We start from the raw sequence: 18,213 nt of genomic DNA on the forward strand, positions 1-18,213 counted from the left end.
GCAACGGCGGTTGGCGGTGTGGTGGTAGATCATCCTGGTGGTGGTCGATGTGGTGATGGATCAGCTGGACCGGGTGCATGAGCGGATCGCGGGCCGGTTCGGACGGTCTGAACAGCGGAATCGGGCTAGGGAGTACGTGGCCCGTGCGCCCCGGCCCCGGCCGACAACCGCCGCCACGCCCGAGCGGGCAACTCCGCGATCAGCTCATCAGCCGCGAGTATGACTGGGCGCGGGTGCCGATCCGGATCGCTGGCAGGCCGGGCGTGGGCACTGGCTGCTCGCCCGCCGCTCGCTCTCAAACCCGACCGAGATCGCCTACTGCGGACCTCGCCGCTCGACGCTGCTGGATCTGGCCCGGATCGCCGGGGCTCGCCGGCGGATCGAGGAGTGCTTCCAGCAAGCCGAGAACGAAGCTTGACTCGATCAATATCAGGTCCGGTCCTGGCGAGCGTGGTATGCCCCACTCGCCCTGTCCATGCTTGCCCACGCCTGGCTCGCCGTCTCTCGATTCCTTGTCACAAAGGGGAACGACGTCGCTGAGCCGGGCATGATCGGTTCACGCCACCGGAGATCCGGCGCCTGCTCACCAAGTTGGTCTTGCGCGCCACCGACACCGCCCGCCGCGTCTGGGCCTGGTCCCGCTGGCGCCGCCGACGACAACACCAAGCCCGGCTCAGCCACTACAAACGCCGCGGCTACCCACTCACCTGACTGCCGTTGCGGCCCTAGCCGAAACCCCCCATCCGTCGGTTGACGGCGGTGCGGCGGCGGCCGATCCTGGTTCGCGTCAACACCGCGGGAAGGGTGCGCCATGGCCACGAAGAGAGCGCTTTCCAGGATCCTCGGCGTGCTGGTGGCCGCGGCCCTGCCGCTGCTGCCCGCCGCGCCCGCCGAGGCGGCCGTCTCCGTGGTCAAGATCGCCGACACCCAGCTCGACGCGAAGGCGCTGTACTTTGTCTCCTACGACGGGCTGGTGAACAACGACTCCTTCCAGCAGAGCGGGATCTTCGGCTACGCGGGCTACCAGTACGCGGCCTGGTACACCGCGGACCGCAGCGCCGTGGTCGCCCGGCGGGCCGGGGGCGCCGGCGCGTGGCAGACCGTCGCGCTGCCGCACAAGCTGTCCGTGGACGACTCGCACAACGTCATTTCGATGGGCGTCTCGGCCGACGACGGCCGGCTGCACGTGGCCATGGACACGCACGGCAACCAGGTCTACTACGTCGAGTCGGTGGCCGGGCTGCTGTCCGCGCCCGCTTCGCACGCCTGGACGTCCTCGGCGTTCGGGGCGGTGCAGCGCACGCTGAACGGCGTCGACCTCGGCGCGATCACGTACCCGCAGTTCGTCGTCACGCCGGAGCGGAAGCTGCAGCTCAGCTACCGGACCGGGGCGTCGGGCAACGGCACCAACGAGCTCGCGGAGTACAGCGGGGGCAGTTGGCGCAAGCTCGGCAAGTGGTCGTCGGCGACCGGCTCGTGGACGTCGGGCAACGGCGTGACCAGCACGACCCGCAACATGTACCTGCACGGCATCACCTACGGACCCGGCGGCCGGCTGCACAGCACGTTCACCTGGCGTGAAGGCAATTCCGGGGTGCTCTGCAACTCCGGCGGGCTGGCCAACCACGACACCGGCTACGTCTACAGCGACGACCGCGGCCGGACCTGGCGGAACAACGCCGGCACCGTCGTCGCGACGACGGGCGGCACGTCGGTGGCCGTGTCTTCGCCGGGCACGGTCGTCGACCCGCTCGGCGTCGACCACGCGCTGATGAACCAGGAGAGCCAGGCCGTCGACTCCGCGGGGCAGCCGCACGCGGTGATCAGCTACGTGCCCGGCCGGTTCACCCAGTGCGTCACGAACTACTCCGCGCAGCGCAAGCAGGACGGCCGGACCTTCTTCCTCAGCCGGGCGGCCGACGGCAGCTGGACCAAGCGCGAAGTGCCGGTCGCGCCCGAGTCCACCCAGCGGACGAAGCTGGTCTTCGACCGCGCCGACAACGCCTACCTCGTCATGCCGTACGGGCGGATCGTCGCGGCCACCAAGGCGAGCGGCTGGACCGACTGGAAGACGGTGTACAGCCCGGACTTGCGCGCTTTCGGCGAGGTCGACGTCGACGACTCGCGGCTGGCCACCGACGGCGTGCTCTCCGTGATGTACCAGCAGGTGTCGAGCGGGACGACGCCGTCGCCGATCCGGGTGGCCGACTTCCGCCTGGGCTGACCGTCACTCCACGGTGACGGACTTGGCCAGGTTGCGCGGCTTGTCGATGTCGTAGCCCAGAGTCAGCGCGGCGTGGTAGGCGAGCAGCTGCAGCGGGATGGTCAGCAGGATCGGGTCGAGCTCCGGCTCGGTCTTGGGCACGACGATCCGCGGGACGTCCAGTTCGCCGAAGTCGACGTTCGCGTGGGTCACCGCCAGTACCGCGCCGCCGCGGGCCTTGATCTGCTGGACCGCGGCCAGGTTGCGCCCGGTCAGCTCGTCCGACGGCACGATGGCGACCGTCGGGAGTGCTTCGTCGATCAGCGCGAGCGGGCCGTGCTTGAGCTCGGAGGTCTGGTACGCCTCGGCGTGGCGGTAGGAGATCTCCTTGAACTTCTGCGCGCCCTCCCGGGCCACCGGGAAGCCGCGGACCCGGCCGACGAAGAAGAGGCTCTTCGCGGCGGCGACGGTTTTCGCGTGCTCGGCGATCTCCGGCTCGAAGTCCAGGATGGACTTGATCTGGCCGGGCAGCGCGCGGATCGCGTCGATGATCCGCTGACCGTCCGCATTGGACAGATCGCGCACCCGGCCGAGGGCCAGCGCGATCAGCGCGAACCCGACGGCCATGTTGGTCAGCGCCTTGGTCGAGGCGACCGCGATCTCCGGGCCGGCGTGCAGGTAGACGCCGCCTTCGCAGGCGCGGGCGATCGTCGAGCCGACGACGTTGACCAGGCCGACGACCCGGCCGCCCTTGCGCTTGATCTCCTCGACGGCGAAGGCGGTGTCGATCGTCTCGCCGGACTGGCTGACCGCGATGTAGAGCGTGTCGGCTTCGATGATCGGGTTGCGGTAGCGGAACTCCGACGCGGCTTCGGCGTCGGCCGGGATCCTCGCCAGCTCCTCGATCATCGTCGCGCCGATCTGGCCGACGTAGTAGGCCGAGCCGCAGCCGAGGATCTTCACGCGGGCGAAGCCGCGCAGCTCCCGCGGCGTCAGGTTGAGGCCGTCCAGGCGGGCGACGCCGAACCGGTCGTCCAGCCGGCCGCGGATGATCCGCTCGACGGATTCGGGCTGTTCCTGGATCTCCTTGGCCATGTAGTGCGGGTAGCCGCCCAGGTCGAGGTCCTCGGCGTCGATGTCGATCTCGGTGGCGGGCTTGGTCGTGTCGCTCTCGTCGACGGTGAAGGTGCGGTAGCCGGTGGCGAAGACGGTCGCGAACTCGCCGTCGTCGAGGTGGGCGACCTGCGAGGTGTGCCGGACGAGCGCGGCGAGGTCGCTGGCGACGAACATCTCCCGCTCGCCGACGCCGATGATCAGTGGCGAGCCGTTGCGCGCGATGACCAGGCGGTCCGGGTGCGCGCTGTCGGTGACGGCGATCGCGTAGGTGCCGGTGATCCGCGAGACCGCCTCCACGACGGCGTCCTCGAGGTTTTCGGCGGTCGAACGCGCGATCAGGTGGGCGAGGACCTCGGTGTCGGTCTCGGAGGTGAGGGTGACGCCGGCGTCGGCGAGCTGGGCGCGCAGCGTGTCGGCGTTGTCGATGATGCCGTTGTGGACGACGCTGATCCGGCCGTCTTCGGACGTGTGCGGGTGGGCGTTGGCTTCCGACGCGGGTCCGTGCGTGGCCCAGCGCGTGTGCCCGATGCCGGCCTTCCCGGCGAGCCGCTTGGGCAGCGCCGCGGTGAGGTTGCGCACCCGGCCGACGACCCGGTGGACCTGGGTGCCGCCCTTGGCGCCGAGGACGGCGATGCCCGCCGAGTCGTACCCGCGGTACTCGAGCCGGGTCAGGCCCTCGAGCAGGATGGGGGCGGCGTTCTGGCCGCCGATGTAGCCGACGATCCCGCACATGGCGAACCTCTTCCTAGCCGTAGACGATGCGGCGCAGCTGCCGCTCGGAGAGGACCGGCGCGGCCACCAGCCGGCCACGGAGCTCGGCGGCGATCAGCGGGAAGATCTCGGGGTTCTTCCGGCCCTGGCCCTGCAGCTCGGCGTGCCGGTGGCGCACGTAGTCCTCGGTGGGAGTCCGGTAGAAGGCCAGGACGTCGTCGACGACCCGGGCGGCGACCCCGGGCGGCAGCCCGGTGGACGCGGCCACGCGCTCGACGATGTCGGTGTCCTCCACGCGGGTCATCATGCCTCTTCGCGCGGTGAACCCCAAATTCTTGCCCGAAATCGGGCAAGTCTTAATTGGTTGGACAGTTTCCGCGGCTTCGGACCAGGGTGGAGGACGTGCGACAAGACGAGATCTGGGACGCCGAAACGGCCGAGCGGTACGACACCCCCGGCAGCGGCATGTTCGCCCCCGAAGTCGTCGGACCCGCGGTGGAGCGCCTGGCCGCGCTGGCGGACGGCGGGCGGGCGCTGGAGTTCGCCATCGGCACCGGGCGGATAGCCGTCCCGCTCGCCGAGCGCGGAGTTTCCGTCACCGGCATCGAACTGTCCGAGCCGATGCTGGACCGGCTGCGGGCCAAGGCCGCGATCCCGGTGGTCGCCGGTGACATGGCGACGGCCACCGCGCCGGGCCGGTTTTCGCTGGTCTACCTCGTGTACAACACGATCTCGAACCTGCTGACCCAGGACGAGCAGGTGGCCTGCTTCCGCAACGCCGCCCGGCACCTGGACCCGGGCGGGCGGTTCGTGATCGAGCTCGGCATCCCCGAACTGCGGCGGCTCCCGCCGGGGCAGGACGGCCTGGTGTTCCGGGCCGAAGACGGGTACGCCGGGGTGGACACTTACGACACCGTGCGCCAGCACCTGGTGTCCCACCACTTCACGTTCGGTTCGGGGCGGCGGGCGAGGGTGAGCCGCTGTCCCCAGCGCTACATCTGGCCGGCCGAGCTCGACCTGATGGGCCGGCTGGGCGGCTTCGAGCTGGAGTCCCGGCACGCGGATTGGACCGGCGCGGAGTTCACGGCGGAGTCGCGATCGCACGTTTCGGTGTACCGGCTGCCCTGATCGCGTCGGCCGGGCCGAGTTCGGCCAGCACCGCCCGGATCGCCGGGCTCGCCTCCGCACTGCGCCGCCACACCGCGTGCACCTCCCGCTTCGGCGGCCGCCGCAACGGCCGCGCCACCAAGCCGTCGCCCAACGGTGGCCGCGCGAGCCGCGGGATCAACGCCACCACTTCGCCCGGAACCACCAGCGACAGCTGCGTCGCGAAGTCGTCCACCGAGTGGCGCACGTCCGGCTGAGCCTGCGCGAACAACCGCCGGAACCACTGGTGGCACACGGTTCCCGGCGGGCTGGTCACCCACGCGTGCCCGGCCAGCGCGGCCTCGTCGAGCGGCGCGTCGAGCCGGGCCAGCGGGTGCGCGCGGCTCATCACCACGTCGCCGAGGTCCGTGTGCACCCAGCGCCGCACCAGCGATGGCGGCAGCGGCGCCGGCAGCAACCCGTCGGCGTCGTGGACGAGCGCCAGGTCCGCCGTTCCCGCGCCGACGCTGTGCAACGCCTCGCCGGGGTCCTGTTCCGTGAGCTCCACGCGCAGCTCCGGGCACCGCGCCGCCAGCCGGGGCACGACCGGGGCGAGCAGGCCGCGGATGGCCGTCGAAAACGCCACCACCCGCAGCGTGCCGCGCGGTGCGGCCGCCGACACCGACCGGGCCGCTTCGGCGCAGCGTTCCAGCGCCTGGAACACCTCGGGCGCCGAGTCGGCGATCGCCTGCCCGGCCGGGGTCAGCACCACCCCGCGGCCCGCCGGTGCCAGCACCGGTACCCCGATCCGGCGTTCCAGCCGCTTGATCTGCTGCGACACCGCCGACGCCGTGAACCCGAGCTCCTCGGCCGCCCGGGCCAGCGTCCCCAGTGCCGCCACCGCCCGCAACGCCCGCAGCGCACCCACCTCGATCATGAAGCGAGGCTACGCAATACCCGCAAAAAAGCATCGCTGGACCGCAGCAGACGCGCTGGGCAAGGTCAGGACATGACCGAATTCGGCGCCAACCTCGTCGCGATGGTGACTCCCATGCAGCCCGGCGGCGCGCTCTGCGAACCCGGCCTCGCCCGGCTCGTCGAACACCTGCTGGCCACCGGGTGCGACGGCCTCGTCGTCGGCGGCACCACCGGCGAGTCCCCGACGCTGTCCGGCGCCGAGTCCGCCGGCCTGATCCGGGCGGTGGTGGCCCGGACCGGAGGCCGCGCGCGGGTGATCGCCGGGGTCGGCACCCATGACACGGCGACGAGCGTCCGCCGCGCCCGCGAAGCCGAGGCGGCCGGCGCCGGCGCCCTGCTGCTCGTCTGCCCCTACTACTCGCGGCCGACGCAGGCCGGGGTGCTCGCCCACTGCCGGGCCGTGGCGGACGCCACCGAGCTGCCGGTGATGCTCTACGACGTCCCCGCGCGCACCGGCCTCGCGATGACGCCGGCGACCCTGATCGAACTGGCCGGCCACCCGCGGATCCGGGCGGTCAAGGACGCCAAGGGCGACCTGTCCGAAGCGATGACGGTCATGTCCCGGACGTCGCTGGCGTACTACTGCGGCATCGACGAGCTCAACCTGCCCTACCTCGCGTGCGGCGCCGCGGGCCTGGTCAGCGTCGTGGCCAACGTGGCCGCCGGGCGCACCGCCGACCTCATCCGCACCGTCCGCGCCGGCGACCTCGAGCGGGCGCGCGCGATCAACGAGGAGCTGATCCCGTTGACGGACCGCCTGATGCGCGCCGGCACGGGCGCGGCGAACGCCAAAGCCGCCCTGGCGGACCTCGGGATCATCCCGCACGCGAGCGTGCGGCTCCCGCTGGTCGAAGCGCAGACCGCCTGATCAGCCCGCCGTCCGGTCGGCAATCGTCTTCGGATCGTCAGTCTCTGAAGGCGTCTTCGGCGCTCGGGTACGTGGGGAAGAAGTCCGCGAGGCCGATCAGCCCGAACGTCCGGCTCAGCCGGGCCGGGAGGGCGGCCAGCGCGACGGCCGCTCCGGCCGCCTCGGCGACGTTGCGGGCCGCGATGAGCGCGGAGATTCCGCTGGAGTCGCAGAACGTCACTCCGGCCAGGTCCACGACCAGCACCTGACCGGGCTTCAGGACGAGCGCGGCCACCTCGGCACGCAGGCGCGGTGCGGTGGCCACGTCGAGCTCTCCCTCGACGGTCACCACCGCGCCGGCTCCGGTGGTGCGCGTCGCGACGGAGAACGGGGTGCCGGTCACGGTCGTTCACCTCCGGGAAGCGGGATGCTCAGCGCGAGCAGGGCCGTGTCGTCCTCGACACCTTCGCCGAAGCCGGCGAGCAGGCCGGTGACCGCCGTGATCACCGCCGGTGCCGTCGTCGGCGCCAGGCCGGTCAGGTGCTCCTGCAGCTGTTCTTCGCTGTAGCGGACGCGGCCCTGCGCGCGGGCTTCGGTCAACCCGTCGGTGTACAGCAGCAGGGTGTCGCCCGGGGTCAGGAAGACGTCCACGGCGGCGAAGCACGCGCGGGGCAGCGCGCCCACCAGCTGGCCGCCCGGGACGGGCAGGAACGCGGACGTGCCGTCGGCGCGGATCAGCAGCGCCGGCGGGTGGCCGCCGGTGGCCAGGGTGATCGCCGCGCCGCCGTCGCCGGGCCGGAGGTGGCCCTGGATGACGGTGCAGTAGCGCGGGTCCGGGCCGCGGTACTCACGGTGCAGCACGGTGTTGAGGTGAGCCAGCACGGTGGCCGGGTCCGGGTCGTGCACCGCGGCGGCGCGCAGCGTGTAGCGCGCCAGCGACGTCACCACGGCCGCGGCGGCGCCCTTCCCGGACACGTCGCCGAGGAAGAACCCCCACGTGTCGCCGGTCAGCGGGAACAGGTCGTAGAAGTCGCCGCCGACCTCGTCGGCCGACGCCGGGTGGTAGTAGGCGGCGACCTGCACCCCGGGCACCTCCGCCAGGGTGGGCGGCAGCAGGGTCTGCTGCAGCGTCCGCGCGAGCCGCTGCACCCGGTCGCGTTCGCGCTCGGCTTCTTCGCGCGCCCGCAGCAGTTCCTGCTCGTAGGCCCGCCGGTCGCGCGCGTCGAAGATCGTGGTCCGGATCAGCTGCGCCTGCCCGCCGGAGCCGGTCTTGACCGTCGAGGTCACCAGCACCGGCAGCCGGCTCCCGTCCGCGGCCTTCAGCTCGAAGGCGACCCCGCCGAGCTGACCCTGCATGCGCAGGAGCGGCGCGAAGTGCGTCTCGTGGTAGATCCGGCCGCCGACGGTGAGCAGATCGGCGAACCGGCGCCGGCCCACGACGTCGTCGCGGTCGTAGCCGAGCCAGCCGAGCAGCGTCGCGTTGATCTTCGCGATCGTGCCGTCCAGCAGTGTCGAGAGGTACCCGCAGGGGGCGTGCTCGTAGAGGTCTTCCGCGCTGTCCTCCAACAAGGCCGAGAATTCCGGTGCGGCGCTTTCCTGACCACCCGGGCCCGGGTGGTCTTCGCACATCATGGCCCGCCCACGAACGCCGTGATCGCGTCGGCCGTCGCCTCCGGCGCGCTGAGCTGGGGGCAGTGCCCGGTCGCGGCCAGCGTCACCAGGGTGCTGCCGCTGATCTGCTCGTGGGTGAACCGCCCCACCTCGGGTGGCGCGATGGCGTCGTTCGAGCATTCGAGCACGAGCGTCGGCACGGCGACCTTCGCCAGATCGGCCCGGTTGTCGGAGAGGAACGTCACCCGGGCGAAGACGCGCGCGATCGCGGGATCGGTGCGGCAGAAGCTGTTCGTCAGCTCCTCGCCCAGCTCCGGCCGGTCCGGGTTGCCCATGATCACCGGCGCCATCGTCGCCGACCAGCCCAGGTAGTTCGATTCGAGCGAGGCGAGCAGCTCGTCGATGTCTTCGCGGCTGAACCCGCCGCGGTAACCGTCGTCGTCGAGGTAGCAGGGGGACGGCGTGAGCAGCACCAGCTTCGCGAACCGCTCCGGTTCCCGGTTGGCGGCCAGCACCGCGATCATCGCGCTGACCGAGTGGCCCACCAGCACGACGTCTCGCAGGTCCAGCTCGTGGCAGATGGCCAGGACGTCGTCGGCGTAGCCGTCGAGGCTGCCGTAGCGCTCGGGCGTCCAGGCGGCCAGGTCCGAGCGCCCGGCGCCGGTGTGGTCGAACAGCACGACCCGGTACCGCCGCGCGAGTTCGGGGACGACGAGGCGCCACAGGTTCTGGTCACAGCCGAAACCGTGGGCGAGCAGGACGGTGGGGCCGTCTTCCCGGCCGGTGACGGTCACGTTGTTCCTGGCGCGCATGCTCACCGCGCACATCCTGCCACCCACCCGGCGCCGCCGTGGGCTGAGCGCGGGTGCCGGCGGCTTCGAGCTCACCGCAGGCGCTGGGCGAAGCCGTCGAGCAGGCAGTCCAGGCCGAGCTCGAAGCGGGCGTCCGCCGTCAGGTCCGGCAGGTCCGGGAGCCAGGCGGCGAGCGAGTCGTCGGCCATCTCGCCCGCGTACGCCTCCAGGTCCTCGGTCGAGCCGATGCCGAACCGCTCGAGCATCACCAGCTCGCGGCTGACGCTCATCGCCGTCCCGGTGACGTAGTTGTCCAGCAGCGAGGCGTAGGCGACGGCCGGTGCGAGGCCCGCGCCGTCGAGGACCGTCAGCAGGAAGGCGGCGCGGCGCAGGGTGCGGGGGCCGAACGGCGGCCGGCCGTCCACGAGCTCGGCGTACCAGCGGTGCCGGCCGATCATCGCCCACAGGCTGGTGGCGAGCCCGCGCAGGTCGCCGCGCCAGTCGCCGCTCGGGGCCGCGGGCACCGCGACCTCGGCCGACACCTCGTCGAGCATCAGGTCGACCAGGCCGTCCTTGTTCAAGACGTACCGGTACAGCGACATCGGCGCCGAGACGCCGAGTGCGTCCGCCACCGCCCGCATGGTCAGGGCGGCGACCCCGCCGGTGTCGGCGACTTCGATGGCCGCGCGCACGACCGACGCGCGGGTCAGGGCGTTCTTCCGGCCCGGCGGCTCCGGGTGGTGCCAGATGAGGCGTGGCATGCGCGGAGTGTACAGCGTACATTCGAGTGTACTACGTACATTCGGGAGGGCGGATGCAGCTCAGGGGGATCAACTACGACACCGGCTTCGGCGGCGCGGTCGGGGACCGGTCGCGCCGGGACTTCGAGCCCGCGGTCGTGCGGCGGGAACTCGAAATCATCGCGACGGACCTGCACTGCGACGCGGTCCGGATCAGCGGCGACGATCCGGACCGGCTCGCGGTGGCCGCGCACGCCGCGATCGACGCCGGGCTGCGCGTGTGGTTTTCGCCGTTCCCGATGGACCGCACGCCGCCGCAGCTGACGCCCTACTTCGCCGAATGTGCCCGGCGGGCGGAGGAGATCCGGGCGCGGGACCCGGAAACGGTGCTCGTGCTCGGCTGCGAAATGTCGCTGTTCTGCACCGGGTTCGTGCCCGGCGCCTTCCTGCTGGAGCGCTTGCGCAACGCGGCGGATCCCGCCGCCTGGGCCGGGTTCTCCCACGAGTGGGACTTCGGCACGGTGCTCCGCGAGCTCGCCACGGTCGCGCGGCGGCACTTCGGCGGCCAGCTCACCTACGCGGCGGGCGAGTGGGAGGAGATCGACTGGGCGGACTTCGATTTCGCCGCCGTCAACCTCTACCGCTCGGCCGCCAACGCCGGCGACTTCGCCCAGCACGTCCGCGCTCATCGGAGCCACGGAAAGCCGCTGGTCGTCACGGAATTCGGCTGTTGCACCCACCGGGGCGCGGCCGACGCGGGCGGGATGGGGTGGACGATCGTCGACTTCGGCGCCCGCCCGCGGGCGCTGAACGGCGACTACGACCGCGACGAGGCCGGTCAGGCGGCGTACTTCACCGAACTGATGGACGTCTTCGAGGCCGAGGGCGTGCACGGCGCGTTCTGGTTCACCTTCGCCGGGTACGAATGCCCGTCCGGTCCGGAGCCCCGGCACGACCTCGACCTGGCGAGCTACGGCGTCGTCAGAGTCCTCGGCGAATCGGACGGCACGGCGTACCCGGGGCTGACGTGGGAGCCGAAGGAGGTCTTCCACGCCGTCGCGGCCCGGTTCGCCCGGCCTTGATCAGCCGAGCGCGTCGTCCCGGGTGGTGGCGACGGCCAGCGCCTCGTGCAGGCCGGTCAGCCGCAGGGTGCGGTTGACGACGCCGCCTTCGGGGGCGACGACCCGGACCCGGGTGCGGGGACCGGCCTCGCGCCGGGCCTCGAGCAGTGCCGTGATGCCGATGGAGGCGAGGAAGGACACCTCGGACAGGTCGATGACCAGCAGTTCCGGCGCGTCGGCGAGGGCGGTGGTGACGCCGTCGCCGAGCACGGGGGCACTGAGCAGGTCGATCTCGCCCGCCACCGCCAGCACGACCGCGCCGCCCGAGTGGTGGGCCGTCACGCGCAGGAGGTCCTGGGGCCGGACCCGGTTGCCCTCAGCGGTCACGATCACCCCTGGGCTGCATGCGGAAATCCCTTCTTCGCCGAGCGGCCGGTCCGCTCCGGGTCGGTGGTACCCCGGGGTCGCAATGACGAAACATCGGGCAACGACCCGAACGGAGTCATCCGAGGGCGGCGAGGCGTCCTGCCGGGCCTCGTCGGGCCGCGCATCGAACGCGATCACGGTGATCGGGGAGGCATCTCGCGTGATCAGCGGGGCATCTCGCGTGACTGGAGGGGCATCACGGTGGAGGTGCGGTCCGGAGGTCAGATCAGCGGCTCCGCCCGGTACCGCCCGATCCGGTCGACCAGGGCACCCACCGCCGCGTCGCCGCGATGCGCGCGCAGGAGCCGCTCCAACGGCGCCAGCCGGTCCTTCGGCCGGACCGAGCCCACGTGCCCGGCCAGCGTGACCGCTTCCCCGCCGATCCGGGTGGCCTCGTCGAGGTCGCCCCGGAGCGCGTGGTTCTGGGCCAGCATGATCAACGTCAACGACCGGCTCCGGGCCATGTCCGCGCCGTAGCGGTCCGCCGCTCCGGTCAGCTGGGTGATCGCTTCGCCGCTGTGGCGGGCCGCCACCACGGTGGCCAGCTCCGTCAGGACCGTGCCGCGCATCGCCGCCATGTCCGTCTCGCGGAAGAACGCCTCCCACGGCCTCGGGTCCGGCCACGAACCCGCCGCCGCGAACGCCGTCTCGGCCTCCGCCAGCCGGGTCAGGGCCGTGCGCTCGTCGCCACCCATCGCGAACGCCCACGCCTCGTTGGCCGCGAGGATCGCCAGGGCCCGGCGGGAATCCGAGCGCCGCGCGGCCGCCCGGCCCCGGGCGAACTCACCCAGCGCACCGGGGACGTCGTGGCGGTGCAGGTGCACGCGGCCGAGCCGGTAGCGGATGTTCGCCACCAGGCTGTCGTTGCCCGCCTCGGCCGCGATGTCCAGCGCGTGTTCGAACCGGCGCCGTGCCGGTTCGTCGTGCCCGATGTCGAACTCCGTCCAGCCCAGCAGGTTGTGCACATCGGCCAGCACTGTGGACAGCCTGGCCCGCAACGGATCCGGGACCGTACCCCAGTGCAGCAGCAGGCTCGCCGTCTTGACCACCCGGACGGCGTCCCGGCAGAACCCGCCGCCCTGCCGGTAATCCAGCGCCCGCAGGACTCCGACAGCCGCTTCCAGCTGGGCGACGTCGGTGTTTTCGATGCTGATCGGAAGCGGAAAACCATCACCTGTCGTCGTCACCATGACCTCACCTCGCGCAAGGGCGCACGCATGGTCGGGTTACCGGCGCAGGAGGAATACCCAGGAGGGGCCCGGCGAAAACGGCCGTCACCCGTCGGGGGACGTCAAGGACGCCGGAACCGCGCGAGCGGCAACCGGGCCTCGGCCATCGCCCGCGCGACGAGCGTGGCGAACTGCTCGGCGCCGTACCGGCTGAGGTGGGTCGCGTCGTCGACACCGTCGTGCGCGAGCGTCAGGTACAGCGGCCAGGACGCGGCTTCGCCCAGGCTTTCCAGCAGCGCCTGGCTGCGGGCGGTCAGGTCGAGCAGCGGGATCTTCTGCTGCCGGGCGACGTCCCGCATCACCGCGGGCAGGTCCACGCCGATGTTGTTGACGACGAGACCGAGCGGGGTGAGCTTGCCGTCCGCGCCGAACCGGTGCCGCACCGGGGGCGTGACCATGACCGGCAGCCCGCCCTGGTCCCGGACCCCGGTGGCCAGGGCGGCGAGGTTGGCGCGGTAGACGTCTTCGGTCGTCTGCTTGTCGTTGTGCGCCAGCTGGATCAGGACCGTGTCCCCGCGCCGGATCATCGGCCGCACCCGGGCGAAGTAGCGCGGGTCGGCGAGGTAGCTGACCGTGCTCGCGCCGGATTGGGCGTAGTTCCGCACGCTCGGCCCGGCGCGGAAGAACTCCGGCAGCGCCTGGGCCCAGCCGTTCTTCGGCAGGTACGCCCAGTCCGACGCGGTGGAGTCGCTGATGACGAAGATCCGCGGGGCCTTCGGTTCCGGTGTCACGGCGATCCGGACCGGCTGCGGCGCCGGACCGGTGAGGTGCACCTGCAGTCCCGGCGTGCCCGGGCCGTCCTGACCGCTCGGCATGCCCTCGGGCGTGCGCACCTCGACCGTCACCGAACGTTCGACGTACTGTCCCGCCCTGGTGGGCACCGGGGCGAGCGCGATCCGCCGGGCCTCGACGTCCAGCCCGGTCGACCCGGCGTCCCGGCCGCCCAGGACCACGTCGATCCGGTAGTCGCCCGCCGGCACGTCGAACGAGCACGAGCCGGTGCACACGGTCCACCGTGGAGCCGCGTCCGCGACGGCCGGGAGAGCGCCGAACGCGAGCAAGGCGGCCAAGGCGAGTCCGAGGATCTTCACGGCGCTTCCTCCGGGGCGATGGCGAGCAGGGCGATGGTGGCGAGGTTCCGCTGGGCGAAGTCGTTGGTGGCGAACGTGGCGAAGTCGCCGGCGGGGTTTGTCGTGGTCCGGGTGGGGATCTCCGTCACCGGACCGGCGACGGCGGAACCGGTGACGCGTTCCGCGGGTGGCCACGGCTTGCCGGCCGGGTCGCCGGTGAACTGGTCCCAGCCGCGCTTGCGCAGGTTCGCGTCGCCGAGCTGCTCGCCCGCCCAGGCCGTCACGCGGGAGTAGATCGTCTTGAACAGCCCCGGGTTGAAGTCGCGGCCGTACCGGGCGATCTTCTCGGCCGACGGCGCCTGCGCGTACCGGGCGAAGTCCAGGTAGGTCCGGCGGAACTCCGGGACGTCGACCAGGTCGAGGGCTTCCCAGAGGATCTGCTCGCCGAGGAAGGCCATCGCCAGGTTGTAGCCGCCGTCGAAGTCGCCCTTCTCCAGGTTCACCAGGTGGCCGGTCGCCGGGTCGAAGCCGACCGCGCCGCCCGCCTCGCCGGTGAACAGCCCGGCGGGGAACGTGGCGATGTCCTTCATGCCGGTGACGATCCGGTCGCGCCAGCGGACGTCGCCGGTGCGCTCCCACTCCGTCAGCCAGTTGCCGACCAGCGCGTACCAGTCCGGTCCGATGCGGACGCGGGCCGGCGCCTTCGTCTGCGGTGGCAGGACTTCGCGCAGCGGGTCCACCGTGCGCAGCGTCTCGTCCACCTGCAGCGACGACCGGATCAGCTCGCCCAGCAGCTCGTCGGCGGTGAGGTAGTAGGAGAACCGCTTCGTGAACGACTCGCCGACCCGCGCCTCCTTGGCGCCGTCGCCCCAGTGCACGACGGCGTGGCGCGACCCGAGCCCGGCGAACCGGCCGCTGTGGTGGGTGTCCACTTCGGACACGTGCTGGGTCATGGCGTGCGCCAGCCGGAACGTCCGGGGATCGCCCGAGCGCAGGAAGGCGTACCAGAGCAGGGCGTCCGTGCCGAGCTCGGCGTTGTCCCAGGCGTACCCGCCGACGTCGTAGCGCCATTCGTGGCGGTCCGCGTCGTAGGTGTGCATGACGTCGCCGTAGTGCCAGAACCCGTACCACTCGCGCTCGTCGACCTGGTCGGCGTAGAACCCGATCTCCCGCGCGATCCCGTCTTCGAGGGCCGCGCGGGCGGGCGTGCTGCGGTCGGGCAGGCTCCAGCGGCCGAACACCCCGGCCGCGTGGTAGGTGCCCGGATCGGCGACGAGCTGCGGCGGCGCGGTCAGGGTGGCCGAGAACGCGGCGATCGTGTCCCGGGGCGGGGTGGCCGCCAGGGCCCACAGCCGCAGCTCGGTCGAGCGCACCATGCCCTGCGGCGTCGCGAAGCCTTCTTGGACGTCTTCGTAGGACAGGTCGAGCCCGTGGGCGACGGTGTCGTAGGTGCGCAGGTCCATCGCCGGGGCCAGCGGGGAGTACGACCAGAGCGTCACCGACGCCGTGTCCGTGGCCGCACCGCGGATGTCCAGGGACCGCGGGGCGCGCTGCCAGAAGTCACGCAGCCCGAAGCCCAGCCCGCCGGCGGGACCGCCGACGTAGCCGAAGCCGGACGCGCGGTCGCCGTGGCCCGCGTGCTTGAGCCAGCTGCCCGCGGCGCTGGTGCGCTTCCACACCGCGAAGTGGCGGGCGGACTCCTGGAACAGCGTGAAGTCGTTCCACAGGGCGAGGTTCTGGTAGCCGTCGCGCACCTGCTGGCCCCACTGCGCGACCGGCGGGGTGGCGGTGCCGTCGGTCTGGGCCTTCCGGACGGCCGTGCCGGGGTCGCGGCGCAGGCCGGTCAGCACCCGGACGGGTTCGCCCCAAACGCCGCCCGCGGCCGTGCCGAAGCGGACGTGCCGGTTGTGCGGCTCGTCGGTCAGCGGAACGGCGAACCGCAGGCCGAGCCCGCGGACGAAGTCGTGGTTTTCGTCGGCGTCCCAGCGGAAACTGTGCACCACGCGCAGGGACTCGTCGCCCGCGCCGAGGTAGACGCGCAGGGTCCAGGGCAGGATCGCGCGGGTGCCGCGCCCGCGGTCGCGCCGGTACCGGCCGGTCAGCTTGACCACCGCGCGCACCGGGCCCGCCTGCTCGACCTCGGCGCGTTCGACGATGCCGGTCCAGTCCTCGCGGCGGGGCACCCGGGTGTCGCCGTCGTCGTCCGGCTGGTCCTGCAGCCGCAGCACCAGCTCACCGTCGCGGGCGACGACCCGACCGGCCCGGGACAGCGACGGCAGCGCGACGGCGCCGGTCGTGGCGAGCTTCAGTTCGACCGTTCCGTTGGCCACGACGATTTCGCGCGGCGAGCGGCGGACGGTGACCGGAACCGGTGGCGGCGCGGGTGCGCCGGGGGCCAGCGCGAAGGTGTCCGCGGTGGCGGCCGACGTCACGGCGTGCCCGGTCCACTTGACCGAGCCGTCCGGCCAGTACGCCAGCGGCCACGACTGCAGCGGGACTCCGCTGCCGTCCCCGGCGTGCAGGGTCAGCGGGACGTTCCTGGACAGCGTTCCCCGCGGCCACGGGACGCCGAAGGCGCAGCCCACCGGGGCGGCGGGGCGGCCGTCCAGCCAGTGCAGGCGCACTTCGCCGCCGCCGGGCGCAGTGGCGGCGTCCGGGGAGGTGGCCGCCGCGGCGGCCACCGGTGGGGTGACGGCGGTGGCGGCCAGTGCCGACACGCCGCCGAGGAAGACTCTGCGGGAAAGGGGGAACTGCGGGGACATCGTCGGCCTCCGGATCAGCTCGTCGCTGCCGCGATGAACCGATTCAAGCCAGACCGTTCCCGGGTTGTCAACCCGGTCGACCCGATCAGTCCAGTCCCTTGAGTAAGCGCTTTCTCGATGATCGGAGGAACGCGTGCGGCCGTTCGACCGATTCGAAAGTTTCGGCGCTTTCGGGGCGATCATTGCTGGTTGACGCCGCCCGCGCGCGGACTTACCGTGCTTGAACCGATTCAAGACCGAATTCCGGTGAGCTCGCCCGGGTGGTGGTCGCCAGAAGGGAAATTCGATGAACGGACGGTTCGGGGTGCGCGCCGGCTGGGCGGCGGTCGTGGCGGTCACGCTGGCGGGACTGGTCACCGGGTGCGGTGGCGGCGGCGACGCGGCGGGACCCACGACGATCCGCTTCGTCTGGTGGGGCAACGAAGACCGCGCCAAGGTCACCAAGGCCGCGGTGGACCTGTTCATGAAAGACAATCCGGGCATCACGGTCCAGACGGAGTACGCCGCGTACGACGCCTACTTCCAGAAGCTCTCGACCCAGGTCGCCGGCGGCGCGTCGCCGGACCTGATCCAGCTGGACCGCGCGACGCTCGGCGAGTACCAGCACCGGCACGTGCTCGAGGACCTGAGCCCGTACGTGGGCAAGGCGGTCGACGTCACCGGGATCGCGCCCGCGCTGCTGGCCGGGGGGAAGATCGACGGGAAGCAGTACGCCGTGCCCGGCGGCCAGACCACGCAGATGCTCGCCTACGACGCGGGCGTCTTCACGAAGGCGGGCGTCGAACCGCCGTCCGGGCCCGGCAAGACCTGGACCTGGGCGCAGTTCGGCGACGGCTTGCGCAAGGTGGCCGCGACCGGGGTGGCCGGCACGACCGACTTCGGCTGGGCGATCGACTGGTTCGAGGTCTGGCTGCACCAGCACGGCAAGCAGCTCTACACCGACGACGGCAAGCTCGGCTTCACCGCCGCCGAGCTGACGCGGTTCTGGACGCTGACCGGCGGCCTGCGCGCGGCCAAGGCCGTCACCGCGCCCGAGGTCACCACGAAGATGGACGGCTCCATGCCGAACTCGGGCCTGGTCACCAAGCGCGCCGGATCGGAGATCAACTACGACTCCAGCCTCAGCGCCTACCTCTCGAGCTACGGCCCGGGGATCAAGGCGGCGCCGCTGCCCACCGACGGCACGGCGTCCGGCATGGCCGCGATGCCGCCGGTCACCTTCGCCGTCGCGCAACGCTCGGCGCACAAGGAGGCCGCCGCCAAGCTGCTGAGTTTCCTGGTCAACAACCCCGAAGCGGGGAAGCTGCTGGGCGTGGCGCGCGGGCTGCCGCCCAACACGGCGATCCGCGAGCAGGTCTGCGGCGCGGCCCAGGCCGCCACGAAGGCGGTGTGCGACTACGAAAAGTCGGTCGCCGACCGGATCGGCCCGGCCACCGGCCTGTGGCCCACCGGGTCCGCGGCGGTCAAGCGCGACTTCCAGCGCGTCTACGACGACGTGATCTTCGGCCGCACGAGTGTCGCCGACGGGGCCGCGCGCGTGGTGCAGACCGCGCAGCAGTCGCTCGGGTCCTGAGGGAGAACG

The 18,213-nt window shown here is 72.2% G+C and carries 16 protein-coding genes and 1 pseudogene; 6 read left to right on the top strand and 11 right to left on the bottom strand.

Features of this window, described 5'->3' with window-relative positions:
- Nucleotides 1–212: 212 nt before the first annotated feature.
- Nucleotides 213–508, top strand: a pseudogene (locus AB0F52_RS22690) (IS701 family transposase); the annotation flags it as partial.
- A gap of 303 nt (nucleotides 509–811) precedes the next feature.
- Nucleotides 812–2,224, top strand: a complete 1,413-nt coding sequence (locus tag AB0F52_RS22695; RefSeq protein ID WP_360174217.1) for a BNR repeat-containing protein — start codon at nucleotides 812–814, stop codon at nucleotides 2,222–2,224.
- A gap of 3 nt (nucleotides 2,225–2,227) precedes the next feature.
- On the opposite strand, the gene glmS is transcribed toward AB0F52_RS22695, so the two are convergent.
- Together glmS and AB0F52_RS22705 are read right to left on the bottom strand one after the other, a co-directional pair.
- Entirely contained in the window at nucleotides 2,228–4,051 is a 1,824-nt protein-coding gene (glmS, locus tag AB0F52_RS22700) for a glutamine--fructose-6-phosphate transaminase (isomerizing) (RefSeq protein WP_360174220.1), read from the bottom strand.
- A 13-nt stretch (nucleotides 4,052–4,064) separates the two neighbouring features.
- Nucleotides 4,065–4,337 carry a hypothetical protein gene (locus AB0F52_RS22705; RefSeq protein WP_360174223.1) on the bottom strand — a complete coding sequence of 91 codons (273 nt, stop codon included), beginning with the start codon at nucleotides 4,335–4,337 and terminating at the stop codon, nucleotides 4,065–4,067.
- Between the two features lie 95 nt (nucleotides 4,338–4,432).
- Here AB0F52_RS22705 and AB0F52_RS22710 point away from each other — a divergent pair, with 95 nt between their 5' ends.
- Nucleotides 4,433–5,158, top strand: a complete 726-nt coding sequence (locus AB0F52_RS22710) for a class I SAM-dependent methyltransferase (protein ID WP_360174226.1) — start codon at nucleotides 4,433–4,435, stop codon at nucleotides 5,156–5,158.
- On the opposite strand, the gene AB0F52_RS22715 is transcribed toward AB0F52_RS22710, so the two are convergent.
- Nucleotides 5,112–6,053 (bottom strand): LysR substrate-binding domain-containing protein, encoded by a 942-nt coding sequence (locus AB0F52_RS22715; protein ID WP_360174229.1) that lies wholly within the window; start codon nucleotides 6,051–6,053, stop codon nucleotides 5,112–5,114. The two genes, AB0F52_RS22710 and AB0F52_RS22715, sit on opposite strands and share 47 nt — an antisense overlap.
- Before the next feature lie 72 nt (nucleotides 6,054–6,125).
- On the opposite strand from AB0F52_RS22715, the gene dapA reads away from it, so the two are divergent.
- The gene (dapA, locus tag AB0F52_RS22720; protein ID WP_360174232.1) at nucleotides 6,126–6,962 is read left to right on the top strand and encodes a 4-hydroxy-tetrahydrodipicolinate synthase; all 837 of its coding nucleotides are present in this window, start codon (nucleotides 6,126–6,128) and stop codon (nucleotides 6,960–6,962) included.
- A gap of 37 nt (nucleotides 6,963–6,999) precedes the next feature.
- Here dapA and AB0F52_RS22725 read toward each other — a convergent pair whose 3' ends face one another.
- The 4 genes from AB0F52_RS22725 to AB0F52_RS22740 form a co-directional block, all read right to left on the bottom strand.
- Nucleotides 7,000–7,344, bottom strand: coding sequence for an STAS domain-containing protein (locus AB0F52_RS22725; RefSeq protein ID WP_360174235.1), 345 nt, complete (start codon nucleotides 7,342–7,344; stop codon nucleotides 7,000–7,002).
- Nucleotides 7,341–8,507: a SpoIIE family protein phosphatase gene (locus tag AB0F52_RS22730; protein ID WP_360174238.1), complete on the bottom strand. Its 1,167-nt coding sequence runs from the start codon at nucleotides 8,505–8,507 to the stop codon at nucleotides 7,341–7,343. Before AB0F52_RS22730 ends, AB0F52_RS22725 begins: the two co-directional genes overlap by 4 nt.
- Before the next feature lie 62 nt (nucleotides 8,508–8,569).
- The gene (locus AB0F52_RS22735; RefSeq protein WP_360174241.1) at nucleotides 8,570–9,379 is read right to left on the bottom strand and encodes an alpha/beta hydrolase; all 810 of its coding nucleotides are present in this window, start codon (nucleotides 9,377–9,379) and stop codon (nucleotides 8,570–8,572) included.
- A 56-nt stretch (nucleotides 9,380–9,435) separates the two neighbouring features.
- Nucleotides 9,436–10,104, bottom strand: coding sequence for a TetR/AcrR family transcriptional regulator C-terminal domain-containing protein (locus AB0F52_RS22740; protein ID WP_360174244.1), 669 nt, complete (start codon nucleotides 10,102–10,104; stop codon nucleotides 9,436–9,438).
- A gap of 53 nt (nucleotides 10,105–10,157) precedes the next feature.
- Here AB0F52_RS22740 and AB0F52_RS22745 point away from each other — a divergent pair, with 53 nt between their 5' ends.
- Nucleotides 10,158–11,165 (top strand): hypothetical protein, encoded by a 1,008-nt coding sequence (locus tag AB0F52_RS22745; protein WP_360174247.1) that lies wholly within the window; start codon nucleotides 10,158–10,160, stop codon nucleotides 11,163–11,165.
- On the opposite strand, the gene AB0F52_RS22750 is transcribed toward AB0F52_RS22745, so the two are convergent.
- From AB0F52_RS22750 to AB0F52_RS22765, 4 genes are all read right to left on the bottom strand, one after another.
- The gene (locus AB0F52_RS22750; RefSeq protein ID WP_360174250.1) at nucleotides 11,166–11,537 is read right to left on the bottom strand and encodes an STAS domain-containing protein; all 372 of its coding nucleotides are present in this window, start codon (nucleotides 11,535–11,537) and stop codon (nucleotides 11,166–11,168) included. It abuts the gene before it with no gap.
- 254 nt (nucleotides 11,538–11,791) lie between these two features.
- Nucleotides 11,792–12,760 (bottom strand): hypothetical protein, encoded by a 969-nt coding sequence (locus tag AB0F52_RS22755; protein WP_360174253.1) that lies wholly within the window; start codon nucleotides 12,758–12,760, stop codon nucleotides 11,792–11,794.
- Nucleotides 12,761–12,861: 101 nt separating this feature from the next.
- Nucleotides 12,862–13,890 (bottom strand): GDSL-type esterase/lipase family protein, encoded by a 1,029-nt coding sequence (locus AB0F52_RS22760; RefSeq protein WP_360174256.1) that lies wholly within the window; start codon nucleotides 13,888–13,890, stop codon nucleotides 12,862–12,864.
- Complete coding sequence (locus AB0F52_RS22765) at nucleotides 13,887–16,631, bottom strand: hypothetical protein (RefSeq protein ID WP_360174259.1); 2,745 nt, start codon at nucleotides 16,629–16,631, stop codon at nucleotides 13,887–13,889. Before AB0F52_RS22765 ends, AB0F52_RS22760 begins: the two co-directional genes overlap by 4 nt.
- A 286-nt stretch (nucleotides 16,632–16,917) precedes the next feature.
- Here AB0F52_RS22765 and AB0F52_RS22770 point away from each other — a divergent pair, with 286 nt between their 5' ends.
- Complete coding sequence (locus AB0F52_RS22770) at nucleotides 16,918–18,204, top strand: extracellular solute-binding protein (protein WP_360174262.1); 1,287 nt, start codon at nucleotides 16,918–16,920, stop codon at nucleotides 18,202–18,204.
- Nucleotides 18,205–18,213: the final 9 nt, after the last annotated feature.

It is taken from the genome of Amycolatopsis sp. NPDC024027 (assembly GCF_040638975.1).
In the GTDB taxonomy this organism is placed as follows: domain Bacteria; phylum Actinomycetota; class Actinomycetes; order Mycobacteriales; family Pseudonocardiaceae; genus Amycolatopsis.